At 36.1% G+C, this 23,885-nt stretch carries 18 protein-coding genes and 1 pseudogene; 17 read left to right on the top strand and 2 right to left on the bottom strand.

The annotated features are described in order from the left end of the window. Nucleotides 1-36: 36 nt before the first annotated feature. From HMPREF0494_RS06705 to HMPREF0494_RS06735, 7 genes are read left to right on the top strand one after another with little or no spacing between them, the layout of a single operon-like run. The gene (locus tag HMPREF0494_RS06705; protein WP_007124194.1) at nucleotides 37-294 is read left to right on the top strand and encodes a hypothetical protein; all 258 of its coding nucleotides are present in this window, start codon (nucleotides 37-39) and stop codon (nucleotides 292-294) included. Nucleotides 295-307: 13 nt separating this feature from the next. Further along, nucleotides 308-961: a hypothetical protein gene (locus HMPREF0494_RS06710; RefSeq protein WP_050759647.1), complete on the top strand. Its 654-nt coding sequence runs from the start codon at nucleotides 308-310 to the stop codon at nucleotides 959-961. Nucleotides 962-980: 19 nt separating this feature from the next. Then, nucleotides 981-3,272 carry an AAA family ATPase gene (locus HMPREF0494_RS06715; protein ID WP_007124196.1) on the top strand — a complete coding sequence of 764 codons (2,292 nt, stop codon included), beginning with the start codon at nucleotides 981-983 and terminating at the stop codon, nucleotides 3,270-3,272. A 50-nt stretch (nucleotides 3,273-3,322) separates the two neighbouring features. After that, nucleotides 3,323-5,422: a type I restriction-modification system subunit M gene (locus tag HMPREF0494_RS06720; RefSeq protein WP_007124197.1), complete on the top strand. Its 2,100-nt coding sequence runs from the start codon at nucleotides 3,323-3,325 to the stop codon at nucleotides 5,420-5,422. Continuing rightward, nucleotides 5,409-6,671: a restriction endonuclease subunit S gene (locus HMPREF0494_RS06725; RefSeq protein ID WP_225430186.1), complete on the top strand. Its 1,263-nt coding sequence runs from the start codon at nucleotides 5,409-5,411 to the stop codon at nucleotides 6,669-6,671. The genes HMPREF0494_RS06720 and HMPREF0494_RS06725 overlap by 14 nt, the downstream gene beginning before the upstream one ends. Nucleotides 6,672-6,680: 9 nt before the next feature. Next, on the top strand, nucleotides 6,681-9,698 hold the full coding sequence (locus HMPREF0494_RS06730; protein ID WP_007124199.1) for a type I restriction endonuclease subunit R: 3,018 nt from the start codon (nucleotides 6,681-6,683) through the stop codon (nucleotides 9,696-9,698). Beyond that, a complete protein-coding gene (locus HMPREF0494_RS06735) occupies nucleotides 9,698-10,300 on the top strand; it encodes a hypothetical protein (RefSeq protein ID WP_007124200.1) in 603 nt (200 codons plus the stop codon). Before HMPREF0494_RS06730 ends, HMPREF0494_RS06735 begins: the two co-directional genes overlap by 1 nt. Nucleotides 10,301-10,724: 424 nt before the next feature. Here HMPREF0494_RS06735 and HMPREF0494_RS06740 read toward each other — a convergent pair whose 3' ends face one another. Both HMPREF0494_RS06740 and relB read right to left on the bottom strand, forming a co-directional pair. Beyond that, nucleotides 10,725-11,000: a type II toxin-antitoxin system RelE family toxin gene (locus HMPREF0494_RS06740; RefSeq protein ID WP_007124201.1), complete on the bottom strand. Its 276-nt coding sequence runs from the start codon at nucleotides 10,998-11,000 to the stop codon at nucleotides 10,725-10,727. A gap of 2 nt (nucleotides 11,001-11,002) precedes the next feature. Further along, complete coding sequence (gene relB / locus HMPREF0494_RS06745; protein WP_007124202.1) at nucleotides 11,003-11,230, bottom strand: type II toxin-antitoxin system RelB family antitoxin; 228 nt, start codon at nucleotides 11,228-11,230, stop codon at nucleotides 11,003-11,005. Between the two features lie 179 nt (nucleotides 11,231-11,409). Here relB and HMPREF0494_RS06750 point away from each other — a divergent pair, with 179 nt between their 5' ends. The 10 genes and pseudogenes from HMPREF0494_RS06750 (at nucleotide 11,410) to HMPREF0494_RS06790 (ending at nucleotide 23,768) form a co-directional block, all read left to right on the top strand. Beyond that, nucleotides 11,410-12,291 carry a restriction endonuclease gene (locus HMPREF0494_RS06750; RefSeq protein ID WP_040458875.1) on the top strand — a complete coding sequence of 294 codons (882 nt, stop codon included), beginning with the start codon at nucleotides 11,410-11,412 and terminating at the stop codon, nucleotides 12,289-12,291. 22 nt (nucleotides 12,292-12,313) lie between these two features. Next, nucleotides 12,314-12,559 carry a hypothetical protein gene (locus tag HMPREF0494_RS06755; RefSeq protein WP_007124204.1) on the top strand — a complete coding sequence of 82 codons (246 nt, stop codon included), beginning with the start codon at nucleotides 12,314-12,316 and terminating at the stop codon, nucleotides 12,557-12,559. A 10-nt stretch (nucleotides 12,560-12,569) separates the two neighbouring features. Further along, nucleotides 12,570-12,917 (top strand): tetratricopeptide repeat protein, encoded by a 348-nt coding sequence (locus HMPREF0494_RS11630; RefSeq protein WP_225430188.1) that lies wholly within the window; start codon nucleotides 12,570-12,572, stop codon nucleotides 12,915-12,917. Next, complete coding sequence (locus HMPREF0494_RS11765) at nucleotides 12,808-13,173, top strand: SEL1-like repeat protein (RefSeq protein WP_225430191.1); 366 nt, start codon at nucleotides 12,808-12,810, stop codon at nucleotides 13,171-13,173. The genes HMPREF0494_RS11630 and HMPREF0494_RS11765 overlap by 110 nt, the downstream gene beginning before the upstream one ends. A 370-nt stretch (nucleotides 13,174-13,543) precedes the next feature. After that, the gene (locus tag HMPREF0494_RS06765; RefSeq protein WP_040458876.1) at nucleotides 13,544-15,481 is read left to right on the top strand and encodes a site-specific DNA-methyltransferase; all 1,938 of its coding nucleotides are present in this window, start codon (nucleotides 13,544-13,546) and stop codon (nucleotides 15,479-15,481) included. A gap of 4 nt (nucleotides 15,482-15,485) precedes the next feature. Beyond that, nucleotides 15,486-18,461 carry a type III restriction-modification system endonuclease gene (locus HMPREF0494_RS06770; protein WP_007124208.1) on the top strand — a complete coding sequence of 992 codons (2,976 nt, stop codon included), beginning with the start codon at nucleotides 15,486-15,488 and terminating at the stop codon, nucleotides 18,459-18,461. Between the two features lies 1 nt (nucleotide 18,462). After that, a pseudogene (locus tag HMPREF0494_RS06775) lies at nucleotides 18,463-18,738 on the top strand (hypothetical protein); the annotation flags it as partial. A gap of 1,398 nt (nucleotides 18,739-20,136) precedes the next feature. After that, nucleotides 20,137-22,074, top strand: coding sequence for an RNA-directed DNA polymerase (locus HMPREF0494_RS06780; protein ID WP_007124211.1), 1,938 nt, complete (start codon nucleotides 20,137-20,139; stop codon nucleotides 22,072-22,074). 258 nt (nucleotides 22,075-22,332) lie between these two features. Further along, the gene (locus tag HMPREF0494_RS06785) at nucleotides 22,333-22,884 is read left to right on the top strand and encodes a cysteine hydrolase family protein (protein ID WP_007124212.1); all 552 of its coding nucleotides are present in this window, start codon (nucleotides 22,333-22,335) and stop codon (nucleotides 22,882-22,884) included. Nucleotides 22,885-23,030: 146 nt separating this feature from the next. Beyond that, on the top strand, nucleotides 23,031-23,768 hold the full coding sequence (locus HMPREF0494_RS06790; RefSeq protein WP_007124213.1) for a DUF6994 family protein: 738 nt from the start codon (nucleotides 23,031-23,033) through the stop codon (nucleotides 23,766-23,768). Nucleotides 23,769-23,885: the final 117 nt, after the last annotated feature.

The raw sequence follows: 23,885 nt of genomic DNA on the forward strand, positions 1-23,885 counted from the left end.
AAACCAAGGAGATTTGATTCTAGGATTGGTCAATCTATGGCTGAAAATATTACTGTGACTGAATGGCATGAAGATAATTATTCAATTAATGAAGAAACTAGACAAAACAAAAAAGCTTCTACGGAAGACTCCGCAGAAGCTGATGTAATAGAAAAGACAAATCAAAGACAGAAAAGCAATGATTCAAAAGAAAAAGATGGACAAACGATGATCAATCATCAAACGAACATAATCCAAAATGGTGACCATAATGTTAATGTAACAAATAACGGAACAATGAATCTTAAATTATAAGGGATGAAAATAATTGAGTAATGATTTAATTCAGAATAATGATATAACCTCTACTAAAATAAGTGGTATGCCGCTTAATCAATTAGAACAAAATGGTCAAAAAAACATCAACATTACAAACAATCAAGGCGGGACTATTAATCTTAATATTCATGATTCGTCATCTCAGAATTATGAAACTGAGGATTTAATGGCTGTTCAGGCATTTAGCAAAGTTTACTATCAATTATTAGTTACGGATGTATTAGTTGGTGGTTCTGCAATAATTCCTGCGAATCGGTCACTGCTTTCCAATATGGTTCCTATCGAAATATTTAATTCATGTTCAGAACTTTCTGATCAAGGAAAGGAAAAATTGGAAACCTTCCCTGCTATTGTTTGTCGAAGGAATACTGAATATTATGGTAAAACTAGTCTTTCACAGTCGGCATGGTATTGCCGTATAACTGGCGTTTTGGTAGAAGAAAATGTAATAAGAGTGCTTTTTCATTCGTTAGGGTCATTTGAACAGAACAAGTTGGGTGACCAGCAAAATGCTTCTTGTTTTGGTATTAATACAGATTGTATGCTGACAGATTTGAATTTAACAGGATGGTATGTGCATAAGATCAATATTTTTAACGCTTTTGACAAGGCTGGCATAACTGTGATGCCGCGTCCTGATTAACTTATTTTGGAGATATAACATGGAAAAACTGAGATCAGAAATCACAAGTGTAGCTATAAGTGATGCTACCTTTAAGAAGAATTCACCGGCAATCCATCCAACGTTTATTAATTATTTCTTTGGCAACAATGGTACAGGAAAATCTACTATTGCCAAAACGATAAAGTCAGGCAATGGGGTGACTTTTAAGTATAGCAACAACCAAAATGATTATGAGATTTTACTATACGACCAAAATTATATTGACGAAAATATCAAAGAATATAATGGACTACCGGGCGTCTTTACCGTGAATAAAAAGAATGCTGACATTGAAAAAGAAATTGCTTCGTTATTAGAAAGGGAAGAACATTGCAAGAAAGAAATTAATGATGCAAATTTAAGCATAGAAGAATTAGAAGGTAAACATAATAAATTAGAAGAACGACTAAAGTCAAAATGCTGGAAAAAGTCAAAATCAATTCGTGAACAATTTGTTAAAACACAAAGCGGATATCGTAGTTCAAAGCAAATTTTCCTTGATGAAGTAAGAAAACATAATGCCAAAGAACATGATTTAAAGCGATTGAGTAAGTTGTATTCGATCGCTTATTCTAAATCTGCACGACCTTATCCAATGTTTAATGAAATTCAAGACATTACTAGTTTAGACAATGTTTCTGGCAATGAAGTATTATCTAAAGTAATTGTAAATTCTTCTAACACGAATTTGGCTGATTTTTTGAAGAAAATAGGTGCAACAGAATGGGCACGACGGGGACATGAGCAATTTCACACAAAAGCGGATGGTAGGTGTCCATATTGTTCCCAACCACTGGATTCGGATTTTGAATCAGAATTTATTAAAAGCTTTGATGAGCAATATGAAAATAGCATACAAGAGTTAAGTGATTTCTTGAAAAGGTATCGTGGAATCGCAAATAATTTATTTATACCATTAGAGAAAAAGCCTGATCCATTATACCCTGCTGTTAAAATAGAAGAATATAATGATAAGCTTCAACTAATTAAGTCAACAATTGCATCGAATATCGAAAAAATTAAATTGAAAATAAAAAAGCCATCAGAAATCGTAGCTTTAGAAGAAGTGACTCCCTTGTTGGAGGGTCTTTCTAAAATAATTGAAAAATTCAATAATTCAATAACTGAGAATAATGAAATTGTAACTTCTCGTAATCAAAAGCGTGAAGAATGTCAGAATGAGGTTTTCGAATACCTAGCTAACATATTAAATGATGATATAGAAGAATTTGATTTAGTCAATAAAGAAATTAATAAAAGCATCCAAAATAAAAAGCATGTGGTGCAAACAGCTCTTGATAGTATAAGTAGCTTTAAGAAGAAAATAGAACGGCTTAATAAGCAAACAGTTGAAACTGAAACGGCAATGAATCATATAAACTTGATGCTTAAAGATTCTGGATTTCAAGGATTTAGACTTGTTCCCAAACAGAAAGTGTCAGGTACACTAACTCGTAATTATGAAATTGTAAGAACTGAATCTGGTCAAGTTGCTAAAAATCTTAGCGAGGGTGAACGTAATTTCATCGCTTTCATGTACTTTTTGCAGCAAGTATATGGAAAAAATAGTACATCCGAAGAAATTAAAAAGAAAATAGTAATCATTGATGATCCAGTAACCAGCATGGACAGTGGGACTATGTTTATTATCGGTTCTGAGATACGTAAATTAATCGAGATTTGTCGAAATAATGTTGATAATCGGGAAGGTTTAGCTTCAGGTGACTTAATTAAACAAATTTTTATTTTTACACATAATGCATTTTTTCAAAGAGATATAACTTATCTTCGTGCGAAAGAATATAAGTATGTTTCGTTTTATTTGATCACAAAGCATGATAATTGTTCAGAAATTAAGCTGTGTGAAAAAATTGATCCAAATTGTCCTACTCAAAAAGTGAATGTTAATCCTATCAAAAATGCCTACACTGCTTTATGGCAGGAATATAAAGAAACAAAAAGTTGTCTTTCATTAATGAATGTTATTCAACGTATTTTAGAGTATTATTTTCTACAAATTTGCGGCTATACAGGTGATGATATACGAAAGAGGGTTTTGATAGACCATAGAGATGAATTTTCAGGCAAAGATGACGGCACAGAACGATATCAACTGGTATCGTCAATGTTAGCTCATGTATCAGCTACTACTTCTGGAATTCATGATGACTTACTTTTTGTTGATAGTGATTCAGATGAGAATATAGATCAGTATAGAAAAATATTTAAATTGATCTTCAGTTGCATGGGACAAGAGCAGCACTTTAATATGATGCTTGAGGAAGCATAATAAAATTATTGTCTAGTTGTAGAGTAATAGTAAAGGATGGAAAGCAATAAATGTTAAAGATTGATACTTCTTGGGATGAACAACCAGTAGATATTACTAGTGAGGCGAACTTTATTTGGTCTATTGCCAATAAGTTACGTGGTACCTACATGCCTGATAAGTATGGAGATGTCATTATTCCGATGACTATTATCAGGAGATTTGAGTGTGCGTTAGAGCCGACAAAAGATAAAGTGTTGGCACAATATGAAGCAATGCCAACATACCCAGCTAGGGCGATGTACAAGATTAGTGGATTTCAATTCTATAACACTAGTAAATTCGATCTGCAAGAATTATGTAATGATCCTGATAATATTAATTCTAATTTCAAATCATATTTAGCTGGCTTTTCGGCAGATGTTCAAGAAATTCTCCGAAATTTAGATATTGAAAGTAACATTGACAAAATGGATAAAGGTGGATGCCTATATAACGTAGTTAAAGCATTCTCTGAGCTTGATTTAAGTGTTGCTAAATTTGATAGCATCAAAATGGGATACATCTTTGAAAATTTAATTGCCCGTTTTTATCAGAACGTTGACGCTGGGCAATTTTACACTGGCCGTGACATCATCCGACTTTGTGTTTCTTTATTACTTGCCGAAGGTAGTGAAGATATTTTAGAAGATAACAAGGTTGTCACTGTTTTGGATCAAGCTTGTGGGACCGGTGGTATGTTATCGACAGCATATACCTATTTAAAGCATTTGAATCCTACTGTTGATGTGCATCTCTTTGGTCAAGAATTAATGGGTCAATCATATGCCGTTGGACTAGCTGAAATGTTAATCAAAGATCAAAATATCGATAATTTTAAACATGCAGATACCCTGAAGGAAGACTGCTTTCCGGATCAAAAAATGCGCTTTGTATTAGAAAACCCACCATTTGGTACTCCTTGGGGTGGGAAAGATGCAAAGCAAGGTCAGGAAGAGTCAGTTAAAGAAGAATATTTAAAAGGGGAGAGTAGCCGTTGGCCGGCAGGCTTGCCTAAGACTAATGATGCCCAATTACTATTTATTCAATCCGCTTTAAGCAAATTAGATGATAACGGGAGAGCGGCTATCATTGAAAATGGTTCATCGCTTTTTACCGGTAATACTGCTTCTGGTGAATCGCAGGTACGTCGTTGGCTGTTGGAAAATGATTATCTAGATACTATTGTGGCGATGCCGACTGACCTTTTCTACAACACAGAGTTAGCAACCTATATTTGGATTCTAAGCAAAAACAAGAGTCAGAAGCGAAAAGGTAAAGTTCAATTTATTGATGCAACGAACATCTATGAAAAACTCAGGAAACCTTTGGGAAAGAAAAAGAACGAGTTTTCAAAAGAAAATCGTGAGCAAATTACTAAGTTATATACGGACTTCGTGGAGAATGATATCTCACAAATTCATGACAATACTGAATTCATTTATCGTGAATACACTGTCATGCAGCCACTGCAACGTAGCTATGCTATTACAGAACAACGTATTGAAAAAATGCTCCCTAATTTGAACAGCTTTTTTGATCCTGTTAAATTCAATGAACTACAGGAGAGCAACAAAAAGCTATCCGCCCGTGATGTAAAGAAGTTAACTAAATTTAAGAAAAACAAGCCAATCTATGATCAATTGATTTCTATTCTCAGGGATAACATTTCAGATAAGATTTATAAATCACCTGAATCTTTTGCACCAGTTGCAGAAAATTTACTTTCAAACATTATTGATAAGAAGTTGCTTAAAAAGGTAGTTGATGGACTATCACAGATGGATAAATCTGCTGAAATTCAAAACGATAAAAAGGGCAATATTATTTATGATAAGGATACTGCTGATACAGAAATCGTTAATATTAAAACTCCAATTGAACAATATATGGCTAAAGAGGTATTACCTTTTATTTCAGATGCAAAAGCCTTTTTTGAAGAAGATTTGGGTAAAAAGAAACCCGTTATTAAAACAGGTGCGGAGATCCCATTTACTAGATACTTCTATAGATATCAGATGCCACAGTCTGTAGAGAAGCTACAAAATATGATTGATAATTTGGAACAATCAATTTCTGTGGAGATGAATAATTTGTTTGATAAAACAGGTGATGCAAATGCAAGTAAATAAAGATAGTGGGATAAAATGGGTTGGTGAAATCCCAGATAATTGGGATTCTGTCCCGATTTATTATGTATCCCAGGAAGTAAGAAAGAAAAATAATAATATTTCCCAAAAAGTAGCACTGAAGTTTACGTATGGGACTATCGTTAGGAAAAAGAACTTTAGTATTGAAGAAGATTCATCTTTAAGAAAAACTATTGAAAATTATAAGGTTGTAAAACCTAAAGATATAGTTATCAATGGATTAAATTTGAATTTTGATTTTGTTACTCAACGAGTAGGTTTTGTAACTTTCCCAGGTGCCATTACTTCAGCATATATAGTTATTAGAGCGAAGAATAATATTAATGAGAAGTATTTATTATATTTGCTAAAAAGTTATGATTCAGTAAAAGCATTCCACAATATGGGGGGAGGGGTAAGAAAGATACTAAATTTTAGTATACTATCAAAGATAAAAATTCCTTTCCCACCAATGAAGGAGCAAAAGAGAATTACCGATTTTCTCGATAAAAAATGTGGCAAAATTGATAAACTTTTGTCTCAGATTAATGATGAGATTGATACATTGAAGAAATATCAGCACAGTCTCATTATCCGTGTGGTAACAAAAGGATTAGATTCAAATGTACCAACGAAAGATAGTGGTATTGAGTGGATAGGTACAATGCCCGAAAAATGGAATGTTGTTAAGGGTAAATTTATTTTAACCCTGCTGGATAGACCAACTAAAAAAGATGATGAGGTAATTACTTGTTTTCGTGATGGACAAGTAACTCTTAGAAAAAAACGGCGTACTGATGGTTTCACTATATCAACAAAAGAAATTGGCTACCAAGGAGTAGACGTTGGAGATCTAGTAGTGCACGCTATGGATGGATTTGCTGGAGCAATTGGAATTTCTGATTCGCGTGGAAAGGCTTCACCTGTGTTGAACGTTATGGACTCATCTGAAAACAAAAACTATTTGAAATATTATTTAAGGTGTTGTGCATATCTAGGAGTTTTCAATGCATTAGCAAAGGGAATTAGAGTACGAACTGCTGACACTAGGTGGTCAACTCTTGCTAATTTAAAATTTCCACTGCCTACTAAGAATGAGCAAAAAGATATTTCTGACTATCTAGACCAAAAATGTGCTGAAATTAGAGCATTAATTAACGAAAAGAATAGACAATTAGACTTGCTTACAAAGTACAAAAATTCACTTATTTTCGAATATGTAACTGGTAAGAAACAAGTACCACAAATATGAGGATGATTAATGATGCGGGGACAAATAAATGAACGATATGAATATCAACAAGAAATAATTAATCACTTGGTTGAAGAAGATGGATATGTCGAAAGGGATCATAGTAACTTTGATAAAAAGTTTGCTATGGATCCAGAATTACTTTTTCAATTTCTAAAGGATACTCAGCCAGAAAAATTAGAAGAATTAACTAAGCAATTCAAAGAGGATACTGAAGAGACAATTATAAATACTATCAATAAATGTATTCTTAGTAAGAAAGGAAGTCTGCTTTCTGCATTAAAACATGGTGTTGATGTTAACAATCAACATTTGACTTTGCTCTATAGTAAACCAGCTACTAACTTTAATCCTCAGCTTTCAAAACTATATTCCGAAAATATCTTTTCGGTAATGCAAGAAGTATATGCTGATAAAGAAAACAAAGAACGAATTGATCTCGTGATCTTCATAAATGGTTTTGCCACAATTAGTTTTGAACTAAAAAGCAATAGTCAAGGGCAAAATTATGAAGATGCAATCAGGCAATACCGTACAACTCGAGATCCAAAGGATCGTTTGTTTCTCTTCAAAGCAGGTTGCCTAGTAAATTTTGCTATGGACACTGAAGAGGTTTACATGACTACCCAGCTGGCAAATGAAAAAACATTCTTTATGCCTTTCAATATGGGCAAGGGAGAAGGTGTAAATTCTGGTGCTGGGAATCCACAGTTTCCTGACAAATATAGTGTTTCTTATATGTGGGAAGATATCCTTAAAAAAGAAACTTTAGTTGAATTGATTACTAAATTTATCTTTATTGAGACCAAGGAAAATAGAGATCCACTAACTGGAAAGAGAAAGGTACGCCAGCAATTAATTTTTCCAAGATACCATCAGTTGGATGTGATCCGCAAAACTTTAGCTGATTTGAAGATCAATAAGACATCCCAGAATTATTTAATTCAGCACTCAGCAGGGTCAGGAAAAACGAATTCTATCGCTTGGCTTGCACATAGATTAGCTAGTCTTCATGACAATGATAATCAGATTATTTTTGACAATGTCATCATTATGACGGATAGGGTGGTCGTTGATCGGCAGTTGCAAAAAGCAATAATGGGTATTGAACACAAAGCGGGCCTTATTCGTGTCATGGATGATAGATGCACGTCTGAGGACCTTAAGCTAGCATTGGAAAGCAACACTAAAATTGTGGTTACTACAATCCAAAAATTCCCATATGTAGTCGACTTGATTAAAGATGATAGTAATTCATCTGATGTTGCACTGAAAGATAAGAAGTTCGCTGTTATTATTGATGAAGCGCACTCATCAACTGCTGGCAAAGATATGATGGCCGTAACCGAAGCCTTATCCTCATCCGACAAATTTTATGAGCAAGATGTTCAAGATCAATTAGTACAAGAAATAGAAAGTTCGGGAAAACAAAAGAATGTAAGTATGTTTGCCTTTACAGCAACACCTAAACCGACTACTCTTCGTCTTTTTGGGCGTTTAGATAAACATGGAAATTATCGAGCATTCCATTTATATAGTATGAAGCAGGCTATTGAAGAAGGATTTATTCTGGATGTTTTAGCTAATTACACAACATACCAAACGTACTATGAACTTAATAAAGAGATTGCTGATGACCCAGAATTAAAGACAGCTGATGCCAAACGACAAATAGCTCAGCAAATAGATTTAGATGATCAAAATATTGCTCAACGAACAAAAATTATTATTGACCATTTTAGAGAACATGTGATGTCAGAATTAGGTAATCAAGCTAAAGCAATGGTTATTATGTCGTCTCGTAAAGCAGCAGTTAAGTATCGACAAGCATTTGAAAATTATATTAACGACCATCATTATGATGATATGGGGATGCTTGTTGCATTTTCGGGTAAGGTTAACTCAGATGACAATAAAGAAGAATTTACAGAAGCTTCGATGAATGGCTTACCAGAAGATCGTACGGCTAAAGAGTTTAATAAATCCGGATATCGTTTCTTGTTAGTGGCTAATAAATATCAAGTAGGATTTGACCAGCCTAAGTTATCTGCTATGTACGTCATAAAAAAATTGCGCGGAGTTAATGCAGTACAAACCCTTTCTCGCTTAAATCGTATCTGCCCGCCATATGAAAAGACTCCATTTGTGTTGGATTTTGTTAATGACTATAAGGATATTGAGGCCGCTTTTGCTCCTTATTACACTACTACTTTATTAGCGGATACGGTTAATCCGCAATTAGTTTATAACTTAGTAGAGAAAATTGACGGATTTTATATAATTGATCCGCAAAATGTTGAGGGTGCAAATATTATTCTTCATAAAGCAAAAATTCAAAGTCGAGATAAGAAAAACCTTAATTTCTACTTTGGCGCTACGGAAAAGAAGATAGAAGAATTAGACGAAAATTCTCAACGTGAAGTTTTGACTACATTAAAGCATTTTGTGCGCTGTTATGAATTCCTTTTGCAAGTATCTAGCCTTAAAGATGAAGAATTACAGAAATTATATAATTATGTATCTTATTTAATGAAGTACGTAAATATTAGTCGACCAGGACAGGGATATGACCTGACTGGGAAAATAAAAGCCAGCAAGTTTACTCAGAAAAAGACAGGTCAACATGTAGTAGGCACGAAACGATCAAATCCAGTGGTAAAGCTGCCGATGGCGGATGATGTTGTGCTTAGTGAGGATAAAAAGAAAAAACTATCCGCAATTATTGAAGAAATTAATCAGACCACTGGATCTAATTTTGATAAGGACGTTGCTGTTAAATCCATGCTTCAAATTAGGGATCTAATGATGAAGTCAGATAACTTAAGGAGCAGTGCCGAAAATAATAATGAGCATGACTTTGAACTATCTTACTTTGATCATATTGACGATATGTTGATTGAGGGGCTTGAACACAATAAAGACTTTTTCACTTTGCTGCTTAATAATAATGATATTAAGAAGGAAGTTTTGGGGACTTTTGCTGAGGAAATATACAAGTCACTACGTGAAAGCAAGGTTAAACAATAATGAATGAAATTATGCATCCAATTGAAAATAGAGATGATTTAGTCCAGATAGTTGAGCCAGATATAGAGGCCATTGCAGAAGCCATTAAGTCGGATGATGAAGAGAAAATGAAGAGCATTCATATAAAGATCGATGGCAAGTACTCAACATATATACCAGGATTTGGGAAAAGTATGTATGGGTACAGTCATGCTGACGGCTTTTCTTATAATTATCTGGGGAAAGAATCGTATCTTAGCAACTTATGTATCATGAAGGGAAGACTAGAAGGGTACCTTTGCAGTTTTCCAACTCCTCAAAATTCAAAGATATCACAGGATATTAGTGTGAATGTACCTGTTTCAAATTCCAATGACATTAATATAAATCTTTCATTTAAGGATGCTAGGAAGCAAATAGAGGAAATGCCAGGGTTAAATGAGGCCGAGACCGAAGAACTGAAGGCAAAAATTGATGAGCTAGAACAAATAAATAATGAGAAAATATCAAAAAAGAAAAAATGGGAAAAGGTAAAACCTATCATTTCTTTTGTATTGGATAAAGGGGCAGATGTTGCAATTACAATTATGGGGTTAATACTTCAAATGAAACTTGGCATTTAGGTTTCCGCAAACATCTTAAATCATTTTTTAGAATTTATGCGTTCCCGCAAATCACTAATAATTTGGAAATTGCTACTCATCTCAAAAGCAAGGCAATACTTGGCATTATGCAATTGAGTTAACAAATACAATGTTTTGGATTAAGCAAAGATAATTGGTGAGCGAAGCGGTTATTCGGTAATGTGTAATTGACCACAACAGCTCGTGGCATGTTGAATCCGTAACCGTGCTTGAACGCGACTAACAGGAGCGTGAAAGCTTAGAAACGCTCCCTGCGATAGGTGTCCAGGAACGAGGAGTGAGAGCGACAAGTGATTGGCTAAAACCGAACCGCTGAGAGAGTGACGGTAGTAGAGAGGAATTAAAACTTATTAGACAGAAAAGTGGGCCAATTCCCTGGAGTGATGGAATTGACCCACTTTTACTATCTTCTTTTATAAACGTCATTTCTTTTTCCAGCCTTTACGACAACGACGGTAAAAATCTCATCTTGGATGTCAGCAATTATCCGATAGCTTCCCACACGGTATCGCCAAAGTGTGCCGAAGTCTCCTTCCAGTGCTTTACCCCAGACACGCGGGTTATTGCTCCCCTCGATATGTGAGTCGAGCCATTTAATGATTCGGAGTTGCACAGGTTTATCAAGATTCTTTTTGAAATCTTTAAAGGCTTTTTGATTGAAATTCCACGTATATTTCATTGCTAAAGCCCTAGCTGTTTCATCACGTCGTCTCGACTTACAGTTTGACCCTGTGATGCGCGGATGTTATTAACGGCATCTTGATAATCCAGACTATCTTCCAGCTTTTCTAGGACAGCCTTTCGCATGTAGTCAGTAGGGGTTTCACCATCTAGCTCTGCCTGCTTATGGATTAAATTAAGTACATTAGTATCAAAACGGATGGTAGTTGACTTGGTAGAAGTTGCCATTGGTGGATCCTCCTTAAAATAGTTTATTTAGATTATAGCACATCAGAATGCAAATGCGTTCTAATGTGCTTGAGTAATATTAATAGAGGTCGAAACATTGATTACAATCTGTATTTGCAAAGCTCATGGTTATTTCTTAATATTAAAATGAATAAGTATAGATGAATGGGGAAGGCACAATGGCTAATCGACAAATTAATATTGAAAATCTGACAATGAAGGAAATCTTGAAGGCGATGCACCGCTTGGGTGGTCAGGTGACCCGCAAAGATATTCGGCAGGAAATTCGTGATAATTCAGATGCAATTTCGGAAAAGACTGTTGATGAGGTTAAAATTTTAAAGAAGAGTGGGGAACAGTATCAGCCGTTTGCCTATACCTCAAACTTTGCAGTTAAGTACCTGATTGCTACAGGTTATATTCATACGGATGACAATCACGTTTTAGAGTTGTCCGAAAAAGGACGGAATGTAGACCTAGCGAATTTTAATGCAGCTAGGGATGTTCGTCCGTTTATAAATAAGGTTTCAGGAAACACTAAGGTTCAAAAGGATGTTGTCACTGAAGTAGAAGATGAAACGGCGGAGGATAGTGTAGAAGATTCATGGCGCAAGCAACTTCTTGACGCTTTGCAGAATATGAACCCCAAGAAGTTTGAGCTATTTTGTCGTGGCTTGTTGAAGAGGATGGGAATCGATGTTGATGATAACATTGGTACTCCGTATGTTGCTGATGGAGGTCTCGACGGGTTTGGCTACGTCCGTTCAGACGACTATCGAACAACCCGGGTAGCATTACAGGCAAAGCGTTGGCAGGGCAAAGTTTCAGCGCCAGAAATTGATAAGTTCCGTGGCGCGATGGATAAGTATAATGCTGAGTTTGGAATTTTCATCACGAATTCGGAATTTACGCGGGACGCCGTGAAGACGGCGCGACAAGGTACCCGGATTATTACGCTGATTAACGGTGATGAGATTTGTAACTTGGTTGCTAAGTATAATTACTATGTCGAACCGGTGACGACTTACCGGTTAAAGAGTTTTTATTTGGAGAAGGATTAGAATCATTTTGGAGGAGTAGTCAATGGGCAAGGAACGGCGGATTTTAATTTGGACAATCACGGCAGTTATGTTGCTGCTGTTTAGTGAAATTTGGATCAAAAACGAGGCAACTAGTCATGTTGTTAACATAATTGGGTCACTGGTTATGATGAGAGTGTTTATGAAAGCTTTTAAGAATGAGGGCAAAAAAGTGACCTTTTGGCTGACTATCGCTGTGGTTGCATTTATGGTAGATATTTTACTCAATTTGATTCTGTTATCGATTTAGGGGGATATTCATGAATAAGGAAATTGAAATTCAGAAGAAAGCCGAAGAACTGCTAAATATTGGTGCTCAGGCTTATCGGGAAAGCGATTATGATAAGGCAGAAAAATGCTATCGGCAATCTGCAGACCTAGGTCACCCACAAGCGGCTTGTAATCTCGGCTATATTTACGCTTATGGTCGGACTGGGAACCGTGACCCTGAAAATGCTTTTTATTGCTTTAACCTGGCTTCTATCAATGGCAATGCAAATGCTTCCTACAAGGTTGGGGGATGCCTATTACTGGGGAAATTTTGTTCAAAAGCAGCCGCTGCTGGCATACCGGTATTACCAGCAGGCGGAATCCCAGCTAGCATATGATGATAGCGATAATGATAATGATATTAAAGCGGATATCTATTATCGCTTGGCTTTATGTCTATTTAATGGAATTGGAACGTCAAGAGATATTTTTGCAGCCCTATCATACATTAACGAAGCACTTACTTACTCATATTACGATCGTACCCATGATAAATTTAACTGGCAATCACTGGCCAAAAAGATTGAGGATTTGCGCTCCGCAATTGTTAACGAATTTGATAATGAAATTGCCGATGGAATTCAATTAGATTGAATGAGTATGGAAAAAGTTTATCATGCTTCAAGCAATTTATATGCTGTTTGCAAATGGCGTACATTAGATTTTCAGAAACTTGTGAGGCCGAAGGAGTATTCGGTATAATTAATAGCGGCAAAATATTTTAAAATCAAAATGCATTGGGGGAACTTTGTGATTATGCACAACACAACACAACACAACACAACACAACACAACACAACACAACACAACACAACACAACACAACACAACACAACACAACACAACACACGTTAATTATTTAAGACAACGTCTTTTTGTCAAGCAATTTGCACAGAGTTTACTGAGTTTTAAGGAGTTAGTAGACTCTTTTTGTGTGTCTGCATCACTGAAAGGTGGTGTTGAGTTTGCTTAGGGATAGCGAAAAGTTTAACCAGAATGTTCAGCCTAATTCAGCATTCCTAAGTGAACTTAAGGAAAAGCTGCCAGAATTTTTTACTAAAGATGGGTCTTTTGATTTAGATAAATTCAAGTCTCAACTGAAGGATAAGAATATTAATGAACTTAGCGAAGGTTACCAGCTGAATTTCATTGGTAAAGATTATGCCCGGCGGCAAGCGGGTGAAATGCCGACGAGTGTGATTGTACCGGATGAGGAACAGAATAACGGTGAGGGGAAGAACAGTAAGAACCTATTCTTTACTGGTGACAACCTTGAAGTATTGCGGCACCTGCAAACATCGTACGCCAACAAGATTGATGTAATTTATATTGATCCCCCATATAACACGGGGAGCGATGGATTCGTTTATCCTGATTCTTTTGAATATAGTGATGACCAATTAAAGGATATGTTTGGAATAACTGATGAGCAAGTTGAACGTATGAAAAGTATTCAGGGTAAAGCCAGTCACTCGGCTTGGCTTACATTTATGTATCCTAGACTTGTCCTGGCTAAGAGAATATTATCTGATCAAGGAACAATATTCATTTCAATCGATGATAATGAATTGTCTAACTTAAAAGAAATATGCGATGAAATATTTGGGGAAGACAATTTTGTTAGTAACATAATTTGGAATTCAAGGAAATCCGTTTCTAATGACGCTATTATTTCGTTAAATCATAATAGTACTCTCGTATACTCAAAAAACTTTAAGATCTTTAATGATAATAAAGGTAACTTCAAGCTTCCTTTGTCCAAGAATGGTTTTAGTAATCCGGACAATGATTTAAGAGGAGTATGGAAGGCAGATCCATTTGATTCTCCCGGAATTCGTCCTAACTTGACTTACGAAATTGAAAACCCAAATACACACAAAAAGTTTCTGCCTCCGAAAGGAAGATGCTGGCGGACTGGTCCTAATGAGTATGAAGATCTGCTAAGGGATAATAGAATAATTTTTGGAAAAAATGGCACATCGAAGCCACAATTAAAGCGATTTTATTTTGAAGTGATGGATAAAGGTCAAACTGCAAAATCTATATGGGAAGATGTTGGAACATCAACTGACGGGACTAAAGAGATTCAAAGTCTTTTTAATGAAAAAATATTTAGTACCCCTAAACCAACTTCTTTTATCAAGAAAATAGTTGCACTTAGTACTAGTAGTGGCTACGAAACAATCTTAGACTTCTTTGCCGGCTCATCCACTACTGCTGATGCTGTGATGCAACTTAATGCAGAAGATGGTGGTCATCGCAAGTTCATCATGGTTCAACTACCAGAAAAGACCTACCACACAAATAGCGATGGCAAAGAAATCCCAACTAAGGGTGGTAAGGCAGCATACGATGCAGGCTTTCGTTCCATTGACGAAATTTCTCGTGAACGAATCCGTCGTGCTGCCAAGAAGATTAAAGCGGACAACGATTTAACCCTTCCTGAGGACTTTAACGGGAGTTTCAAGCATTATCGTGTAGTGAAGCCGACTAAGCAAACTCTTGAGGATATTGATGACTTTGATCCAAATAATACTAATCTTTTTACCAACATGGTGGAAGGCTTTTCCAGTGCCAGCCTGAATGTCTCAGGCTGTGCTAGGGGTGAGCAAACCATCTTAACAACCTGGCTTGCTCAAGATGGCTATTCCTTCGATACCGATATTCAAACACTACATTTTGGCAATTATCAGGCACACCTAGTCGATAGTCGCCTTTACCTAATTAATGAAGGTTGGAGAGCCAATCAGACCAAGGAATTACTCAATCAACTAGGTACCCACCAGCTGGAAGTACAGAGTGTCGTTATCTTTGGCTATTCCTTTAATGTTGCAGAAATGCGTGAATTAGAAAATGGCTTAAAGCAGTTAGACAGTAAAGTTAATTTAATCAAGAGGTACTAATGCTATGAAGATTAAACTAGAGACTTTACAACACCAAACTGACGCATTAGCTGCGATTGATAAAGCTTTTCCCGGCATGGATACCATGTCCAATGATCCGAATGCTAACTATATTTATGCCAATCCTTTAATCAGGTACCGTCACAACGATAAAGCCAATATTGATATCAAGATGGAGACTGGTACCGGTAAGACTTATGTTTATACCCGGATGATGTATGAGCTCCATCAAAAGTATAAACTATTTAAGTTTGTTATTGCTGTTCCCAGTCCAAGTATTAAGGAAGGTACCCGTAACTTCATTACCAGTGACTACGCTAAGCAGTACTTTAGTGAATTCTATGAAAATACCCGAGTTCAACTGAACGTTATTAACGCGGGTGATTTTAGTGCGCGCTCAGGGCGACGAAACTTCCCAGCTCAATTATCCGAATTTGTGGAAGCCACACGGCAGAATGCTAATCAAATTGAAGTGTTACTGGTTAACCAGGGGATGCTGCACTCTAAGTCGATGTACCGCGATGATTATGATCAAACCTTACTAGGTGGGGAAACTTCACCAATTAAAGCCATTGCTGCAACCCGGCCAGTGGTAATCATGGATGAACCCCAACGTTTCCCACGCGGGAAGAAGTTCTATGAAGATATCAAGGAGATGAAGCCACAGCTGATTGTGCGCTTTGGTGCAACTTTCCCAGAAACAACAACTGGGCGTGGCAAAAATAAAGTTACAAAAGTCGATTATTACCGTGGTGAACCACAGTTCAATCTCGATGCTGTTGATAGTTTTAACCAAGGCCTAGTCAAGGGAATTGATATTGACTACCCAGATATGCCGGAAGAGCAGGCAAACAACTTGTATAAGGTTAAGCAGGCTAAGGCAAAAGAGCTGATTCTTGCTAAGGGTAAGAAGGAATACTCTTTAAGCGTTGGCGAAAATCTCGCTGATGTTGATGCAGGTTTTGAAGGTAATATTACTTACGCAGGTGGAACTGATCGAGAGTTATCTAATGGACTAGCTTTATCAAAAGACATGAAGCTCATTCCTGATACTTTTGCCCAAAATTACCAGGATGAAATCATCTCACAGGCGTTGGATTGCCATTTTGATGCAGAAGAGAAAAACTTCTTACGGCCAAACTCAGGAGTCAATCCACCAAAAATCAAAACTCTATCGTTATTTTTTATCGATAGTATTTCTAGCTTCCGTGGAGAAAACAACAGCAAAGGTTGGTTGGCTCAGCACTTTGAAAGAATCTTAATTGAGAAGCTCAAGAAACGAATTGATCATTATGAATTAACCGTAGATGATCGTGAACAAGAATATCGCTCATTCTTACAAGCAACCTTAAAGAGCCTTCAGTCCGAACATCAGGACGTCTATGCGGGCTACTTCAGTGAGGATCGTGGCAGCTCAGACGCTGATATTCAGGCTGAAGTGGAAGACATTTTAAGCAACAAGGAAAAACTACTGAGCTTTAAAGATAAAGATGGTAATTGGCTGACTCGGCGCTTCCTCTTTTCCAAGTGGACGCTGCGGGAAGGCTGGGACAACCCAAACGTCTTCACGATCGCCAAACTGCGGACTTCAGGTTCAGAAATCAGTAAGATTCAAGAAGTCGGTCGTGGTTTGCGGCTGCCCGTTGATGAAACTGGTCATCGCCTAAATCAGGATGAATGGCCGAGCCGTCTTTCTTTCTTAATTGGTTATGATGAGCGTGATTTTGCTCAAAAATTAGTCGGTGAAATTAATGCTGACTCTCCAATTCAATTAAACCAAGAAGAACTAACTGGCGACATGATTAAGTTAATTGTTAAGGCTAAGCAACAAACTGATCCTAAATTTGATGCGGATCAGTTACTTGACGATCTTGATGAGCATAACGTTATTACCCGGTCCAACAAGTTCAAAAACAATGTCGAATTGGATGGACAAACTATGTCAGGTTATGACGCTTTGTGTCAACTTTATCCAGAACTTGAACAGCAAAGCAAGGTTGCCAAAGATAAGGTTCGAGATAAAAATTCGAAAGATAGTACAACCGTTAAGTTACGCAAGCAAAATTGGCAACAATTGAAGAACTTATGGTTGCAGTTATCTAAACGCCAAATGATCAAGTTTGATCCGTCGGTCAACCAGGATGCTGAAACAGTTGCTCGCAATGTTTTCAATGACAGTGACAATAAAGTATTTGTTTTGCAGCGTCCACAAATGGTTCATCAAGAAGTTGATACTACTAGTGGCAATGCTGCTGTCAAAGAGACGCAAGCGGATTATAGTGCTGAATATTTGACCATGAACTATGGCAAATTTCTCAAAACCTTGGCCAAGCAAACTGACTTGCCAGTTAATTTGCTGAATAACCTGATGATTAAGGCAATTAAGAGGCTGAGAAATAATACCAATTATATTAATGAGAAGACCCTCGGCAACCTGATTCGAACTTTTAACAATCAAATCAATGAGCGAATTAAGACTTCATATAGTTACGAACCACTAGCTTTTTCGGCATCAACTTCGATTTACAATGCTAAAAAGCATGAATTTGTGGATTCAGTACCAGCTAGTGTGTTGGGTGTTTATCAGTCTAACTCTACTTCTGATGAGAAGTATTTATATGATCGACCACCGCTGCGTTACGACAGTGCTGATCCAGAATTAAAGATATTAAATCGATCGTATGGTCCTAAGATTAGTGTTTTTGGGAAGCTGCCCAAAAGAGCTATTAAAATTCCACGTTTTGATAATGGAACAACGACACCGGACTTCATCTTTAAGATTGAGCATGGTAACAAGCCGATTTACTTAGTGATTGAAACTAAAGCGGGAAACATGCGTCTAGGTGACGAAGAGATTCATATTATTCAACAAAAGTATTTTGATCATCTTAAGGAGTCAGGGGTTTATTACCGGATGGCAACTAGCGAACAAGAAGTGCATGACTTAATTAATAAATTGGAAAATGGGGAGCTAAGTTGAGATGTTGTCGCTAATTGAATTAGCTAAAAAGGAAAAGTTAGAGAAAACTGGTGCCAAGCCCAAGTTGCCAATTAAGATTGACGGGGTTAGCTCAGAAACGTTGGATGTTTATCGGATTCCACTAGAGTATGTTTATTACAATGATAAGAATGGCCGGATTGCAACTGGAATCTCGCAGTATCGTGAGAAACTACATCCAGCAAATGATCGGGAAAACCCGCAATATAATAATTTTGTTGCTAAGTTGATAGAGCAAGTAAGCTTCCTTACATTGAAGAATATTAGAAATAATGAGGCAATGCATGAAGGCATAATTGTAGTTGGCGGTATGAAACGAGCTAAAGTTGATTCTAGGTTAGGGGATATCCCTTATTTCTATTTGAATGAATTAAGTAAAGAGAATATTGATAATGGGACATATGTTAAAAATACTAAATGGAATCAAGATATTTAATTTTCATATGGTGATGACTGTGATTTTGTTTTATTTTACTCAATTCAAGAAGAATTAAGAGATTCTCAGAGTAGAAGGGTATTTATTGAGAAATTTAAACAGTCAAAAGCAAAGAAAAATATACTAGTAACTACTAACGACTGGACATCTGCTCCTGAGAACTTAAAATATATGGATGACGTAATTTCATTAGATCTTGAGGACTTTAGTGAAAAGTACAAAAAGAGCTGGAATATATTAAGACAAATATTAATAATAAGCCTTTACCATATTGAAAAGCTTTGTACTTAAATAGTTTATTTTCGCAGACAAGTTGGACTAATATACCTAATTATACATTTTCACAGACCATTTAGCACTCTTACCACTGAATAATGCGGAAAATTTTTAAATCCATGGTGCACAATGGTTGTGCAGACATAAAAGTTACCATTACACAGACATAGTCAGCTGCGACGCATAGCCGATTATCCTCAATGTGCAATTGGCAGAAACCAGTCACTGTATGTGGAGAGTGTAACCGACCTTGAAAGCACATATAAATATCTAATAAATGCTGAGGTGACGACATCCTTGATAGATTAGAAGTGTACTTTTCCCTTTCTGAATGATGGGGATTAGTACACTTTTTGCTTTTTTTGGTAGGAGGTCGAGTGTTTAATGTAAGTAGTCAATAACAGTATGTCTAGGCACGGTCGAATGATCCTCCTATACTTAAAATATAAAATTCAGTACAGGGGGAGTTCCTTTATGGAAGAAAAACACGATATTGTAGCGCTAGCCTTCAAAACTAAAAGTAAGTTGCCTTGCAAGCCTAACTTTTCGCCACGATCGGCTGTTAAAATGTAAAGTGCAAACATTAAATTAACAATTTTTAGAGATAGGATTACGTCACCACAGGGCCTGCTAGGTAACGCCATTAAAAATACTTTAAAACTTCGGAAAAGAGTATATCGAACGTACAAATCCCACTAAGTAATAGCTTATTAGAAGGAGACTCAGTTGACGGAAAGTGTGAGATAAGGCTCACTGATGAATTGAGATAGGTGTACTATATATTAATATTAAGTTGGAATTACAGATGAGCTAAAGTGAGGGGTTAGACTAGGAATATTTCAGTTTTAAGGACAGGACACTATCAATAAAGTTAATCTAAAGACTTGATACAGAAATTTGAGAAGAAGCGATGGCCTTATTTTATAACATGGGGAGGAAAACACATTGGTTCAACAAGAGCAATTTTATAAAAAAATATTCAGCTGGAAGTATTTAATAATTAATGGCTATTTTGATTTTCAAAATAAAAGTGTTTATGGGATAGAAAAAGCATCTAATTTTTATGGTAAGGACGATGTAATTGACCCCGAGTCATTTAATTTAAATATATTAAATGATGAAACAATATATGACTTAGTAAAATCTGAGGAATATATTACCTATAAAAGCCCCTATGAAGACGGAAAGGTGATAACTGAGATAAAAGGTGATAATTATAGAAGTGACAAAAAAGCTGTTCGTACTAACGCTTCTTCAACGACACCTATAGTATTTACAATTCCTAAAAGTGATAATGTGAGAAGAAAACTGAAATTTCCGAATCTTTATTCTTATCTGACGGTTGTTTCAGTATTAATTAATAATAGAGAAAGCATTATTTCAAAATTAATTGGGGATATTAATAGTACGTCGCGCTTTTTTAATGTTAATCCTTATACATACAGGAAGACAAAGCTAATAAAAGAAAATCTATTAAATGGGTATACAAAATTTTATAAGGCAGATTTTTCGAGTTTTTATCATACTATTTATACACATTCAATAGCCTGGATCATTAATTCAAAAAATATTACTAAAAGATACCATCATCAAACACTATTAGGTAACCTTTTAGACAAAGTTATTGAACTAGAGCAGAATGATGAAACCCATGGTGTCCCTACTGGTAGCCTTGTCACAAGAATAATAATGGAATATTGTATGGCCTATATTGATGAGGAACTACGAAGAGAGTTAGGGAAAATGGAGAATCATAAAATTAGCTTTCATAGATATGTTGATGATTTTACCTTTGGTTATAACTATGATGAAGATCTTGTTACAATTAGAAAAGCGTTACAAATTATAGCAGATAAGTATGAGCTAAATATTAACGTCGATAAGACTAGTAATATATCCTATGTTGATACTAACCAAGACTCTTTACTTTTAAACTATTTTGATAGATTTGAGAAAGAAGAAGCACTATCTATAAATCAACTTCAAACAATTCTTATAGACTATTTAAAGTTAGCTAATCGTGAAGAAAAGCAAAACATTAAAGGAACGGGTAAACTAGTATTTACAGGAATCAATTTTTTTATTAATGATTTATTTAGAAGTAAGAAAGAGAAGATGCTGAAAAATACACTTCATGCATTAACATTAAGGGGTGAAGAAAACGAAGCATCTATTCTAGATATACTGTTCGAGTGGGTCTTACTTGATTCGAGAAGAGGTATCTATTTGATAAGGCTAATTGATAGGCTAGTATCTATCGAAAAAAAAGTTAATACTTCGGTTGTTAAGAGATATTTATTCATCAAACTTAATCAAAAAGATTTTTTTAATAAAGTGCTTCAGTCTATAAAGTTCGATATTCAAAATAATTATAATCAAGAGGCATATATTAAGTTATTATTACTTAAAAGGGTTGGAATACATTTACCAAATAAGTATATCTGCTTATTATTAAGTGAAGAAAAGAATAGCGATTACATAAGCATTGATGATTTTACCGCATTACTATTGCTGTCTAATTATTTAGACCATCTAACCAGCAATTCCCAAAATATAGAAATGACGTTACAAGCTTTGCAAAATTTTTTAGATGTAGAACTTGGCCCAGGCTTATTTACTAATAATCACTGGTTAGTCAGATATTATGTTTTATCTCTATATAAATACAATATGGACTTTCAGCAGTCTGTAGATTCATTTTATGAGAAGCATACAAATTATAATAAGGTTATGAACTATTCTATTTGTAATGAAATGTCTAACCCTGAAGACATTAGCAGTGGAGATAAAAAAGGCCAAATAGTAGATAATTTCTTTTATAAACTTATTAAACAAGAAGTGAAATTTAATTACTCATATATGTATAGAAGTAATGATATTTAATGTCGGTAGTTAAAGCGTACCAATACCCCCAGAGTCGATTTCCAACTATTGGGGGTACATATCGCGCTCTTCACCTTTTGAAAGGCGAGCCAACTGAAAATCGAATGCCAGAAGACCGTACTGTTTTTCATAACAAGGTCGCTAACCTGTAATCCGTCCTCTTATTCGCGTGGAACCATTACTTTTGAACTGGTGGAACTCTGTCTTTAACCAGAGTAAAAGTGCTAAACTAATAATAAAAATTTGGGAGGCCCAATTATGCCCAAAGCATTATTAATTATTGACTACACTAATGACTTCGTTGCCGATAATGGTGCGCTGACCGTTGGCAAACCTGCCCAGCAGCTTGATTCCTATCTTGCGGACCTGGCGGAGCACTTCTATAACAATGGTGACTATGTTATCTTTCCTATCGATGCTCATCACCTGCACGACCCCTTTCACCCGGAATCTAAGCTCTTTCCGCCACATAATATTGTTGAAACGCCGGGACGTACGCTCTACGGCAAAGTTGGTGAATGGTTCCAGGACCATCAGGACAGCGAACGGGTCTACCAGTTTGCTAAAAATCGCTACTCATCTTTTCAAAACACCAACCTGGATAATTACCTGCGTGAGCGCCGGATTACCAACCTGTGGATTAGCGGCGTCTGCACCGACATCTGCGTCCTCCATACGGCCATTGGTGCCTACAATCTTGACTATCAGCTGACGATTCCGAAGCGCGGCGTTGCTACTTTCACGCCACACGGTGATGAGTGGGCCTTTGACCACTTCAAGGGCAGCCTCGGCGCCACCATTGTTGAATAGAAGGGAAAATAGTAAAAGTTAAGATGCGAAAATACGGACATTGATTTTGAAATTTTAGAAATCAATGTCCGTGTTTTTCCTATGCTAATTAAAATAACACCCAGCCAAAAGTAGCAGGATTTCTGGACCGCAATAGTATAAAGATAATGGATAGTAATCAAAAAGTTAAACTTCAAGGATATCAACATAACATCAGCAGGCTTCAATTGTTTTACCACAGTGATTTTTACCAAGATTTGAAAAAGCAATTTCCTAATTACGTGAATAAGGTAGAGGAAGCGCTATATCAAGATAGTGATTTAGGTGATCGGACTTTGTATTCTGCATTGAGTATCAAGTATGGATTACCCATCGCTAAGAAGGGTAGTGGATATTGCTTGGTTGATACTATCGGGAAAAACAAAATTCGTTTAGGTGCAGACATTATTTGTGGTAGGAAATGCTTGAAAAAATATTATCCTGCCTTTGAGGATTGGATAAGGGCATATGAACTGGTTCGGAGCAAAGTATCTTTACATTTCCTATGGCCCAGACATAAACTACCCACGATTAACACTCTCCGGCATTCGGTGTATGGGGATAGAATTGATTTAACGTTATTCGACTTAAAAGAGTACTTTGCTGGCGAAAAAACATTGCTATCTCCAGCGTATGAAAAAGAGCTGACTGGCCTATGGTTATCGCAATTTCAGCATAGTTTTCCGGCATTTATCGATCGCTTTCAGCTTAATTGTTTTGTCGATGAAGAATATAACGTTTTAGACATTACCAGCAAGCAAACGAAAATCATTGAAAGAATTCCTGATAGGAAAACGCTAGCGGCTTCGGTACCAGTCTATATGGATTCATTGATGTCTCTAATTCGACGGGGATATTTTAATTAAGAGGAAATCCCAAAGGGCACTTGAGTGATAACTTAGTTCGAATTAGTGTGCAGTGGTTTAAATATCTTTCACATTTAATTACAAAAATGGGCGAAATAAAACTTCATAGAAATTAAT

Origin of the sequence: Limosilactobacillus antri DSM 16041 (assembly GCF_000160835.1) — a bacterium.
GTDB classification, from domain to species: domain Bacteria; phylum Bacillota; class Bacilli; order Lactobacillales; family Lactobacillaceae; genus Limosilactobacillus; species Limosilactobacillus antri.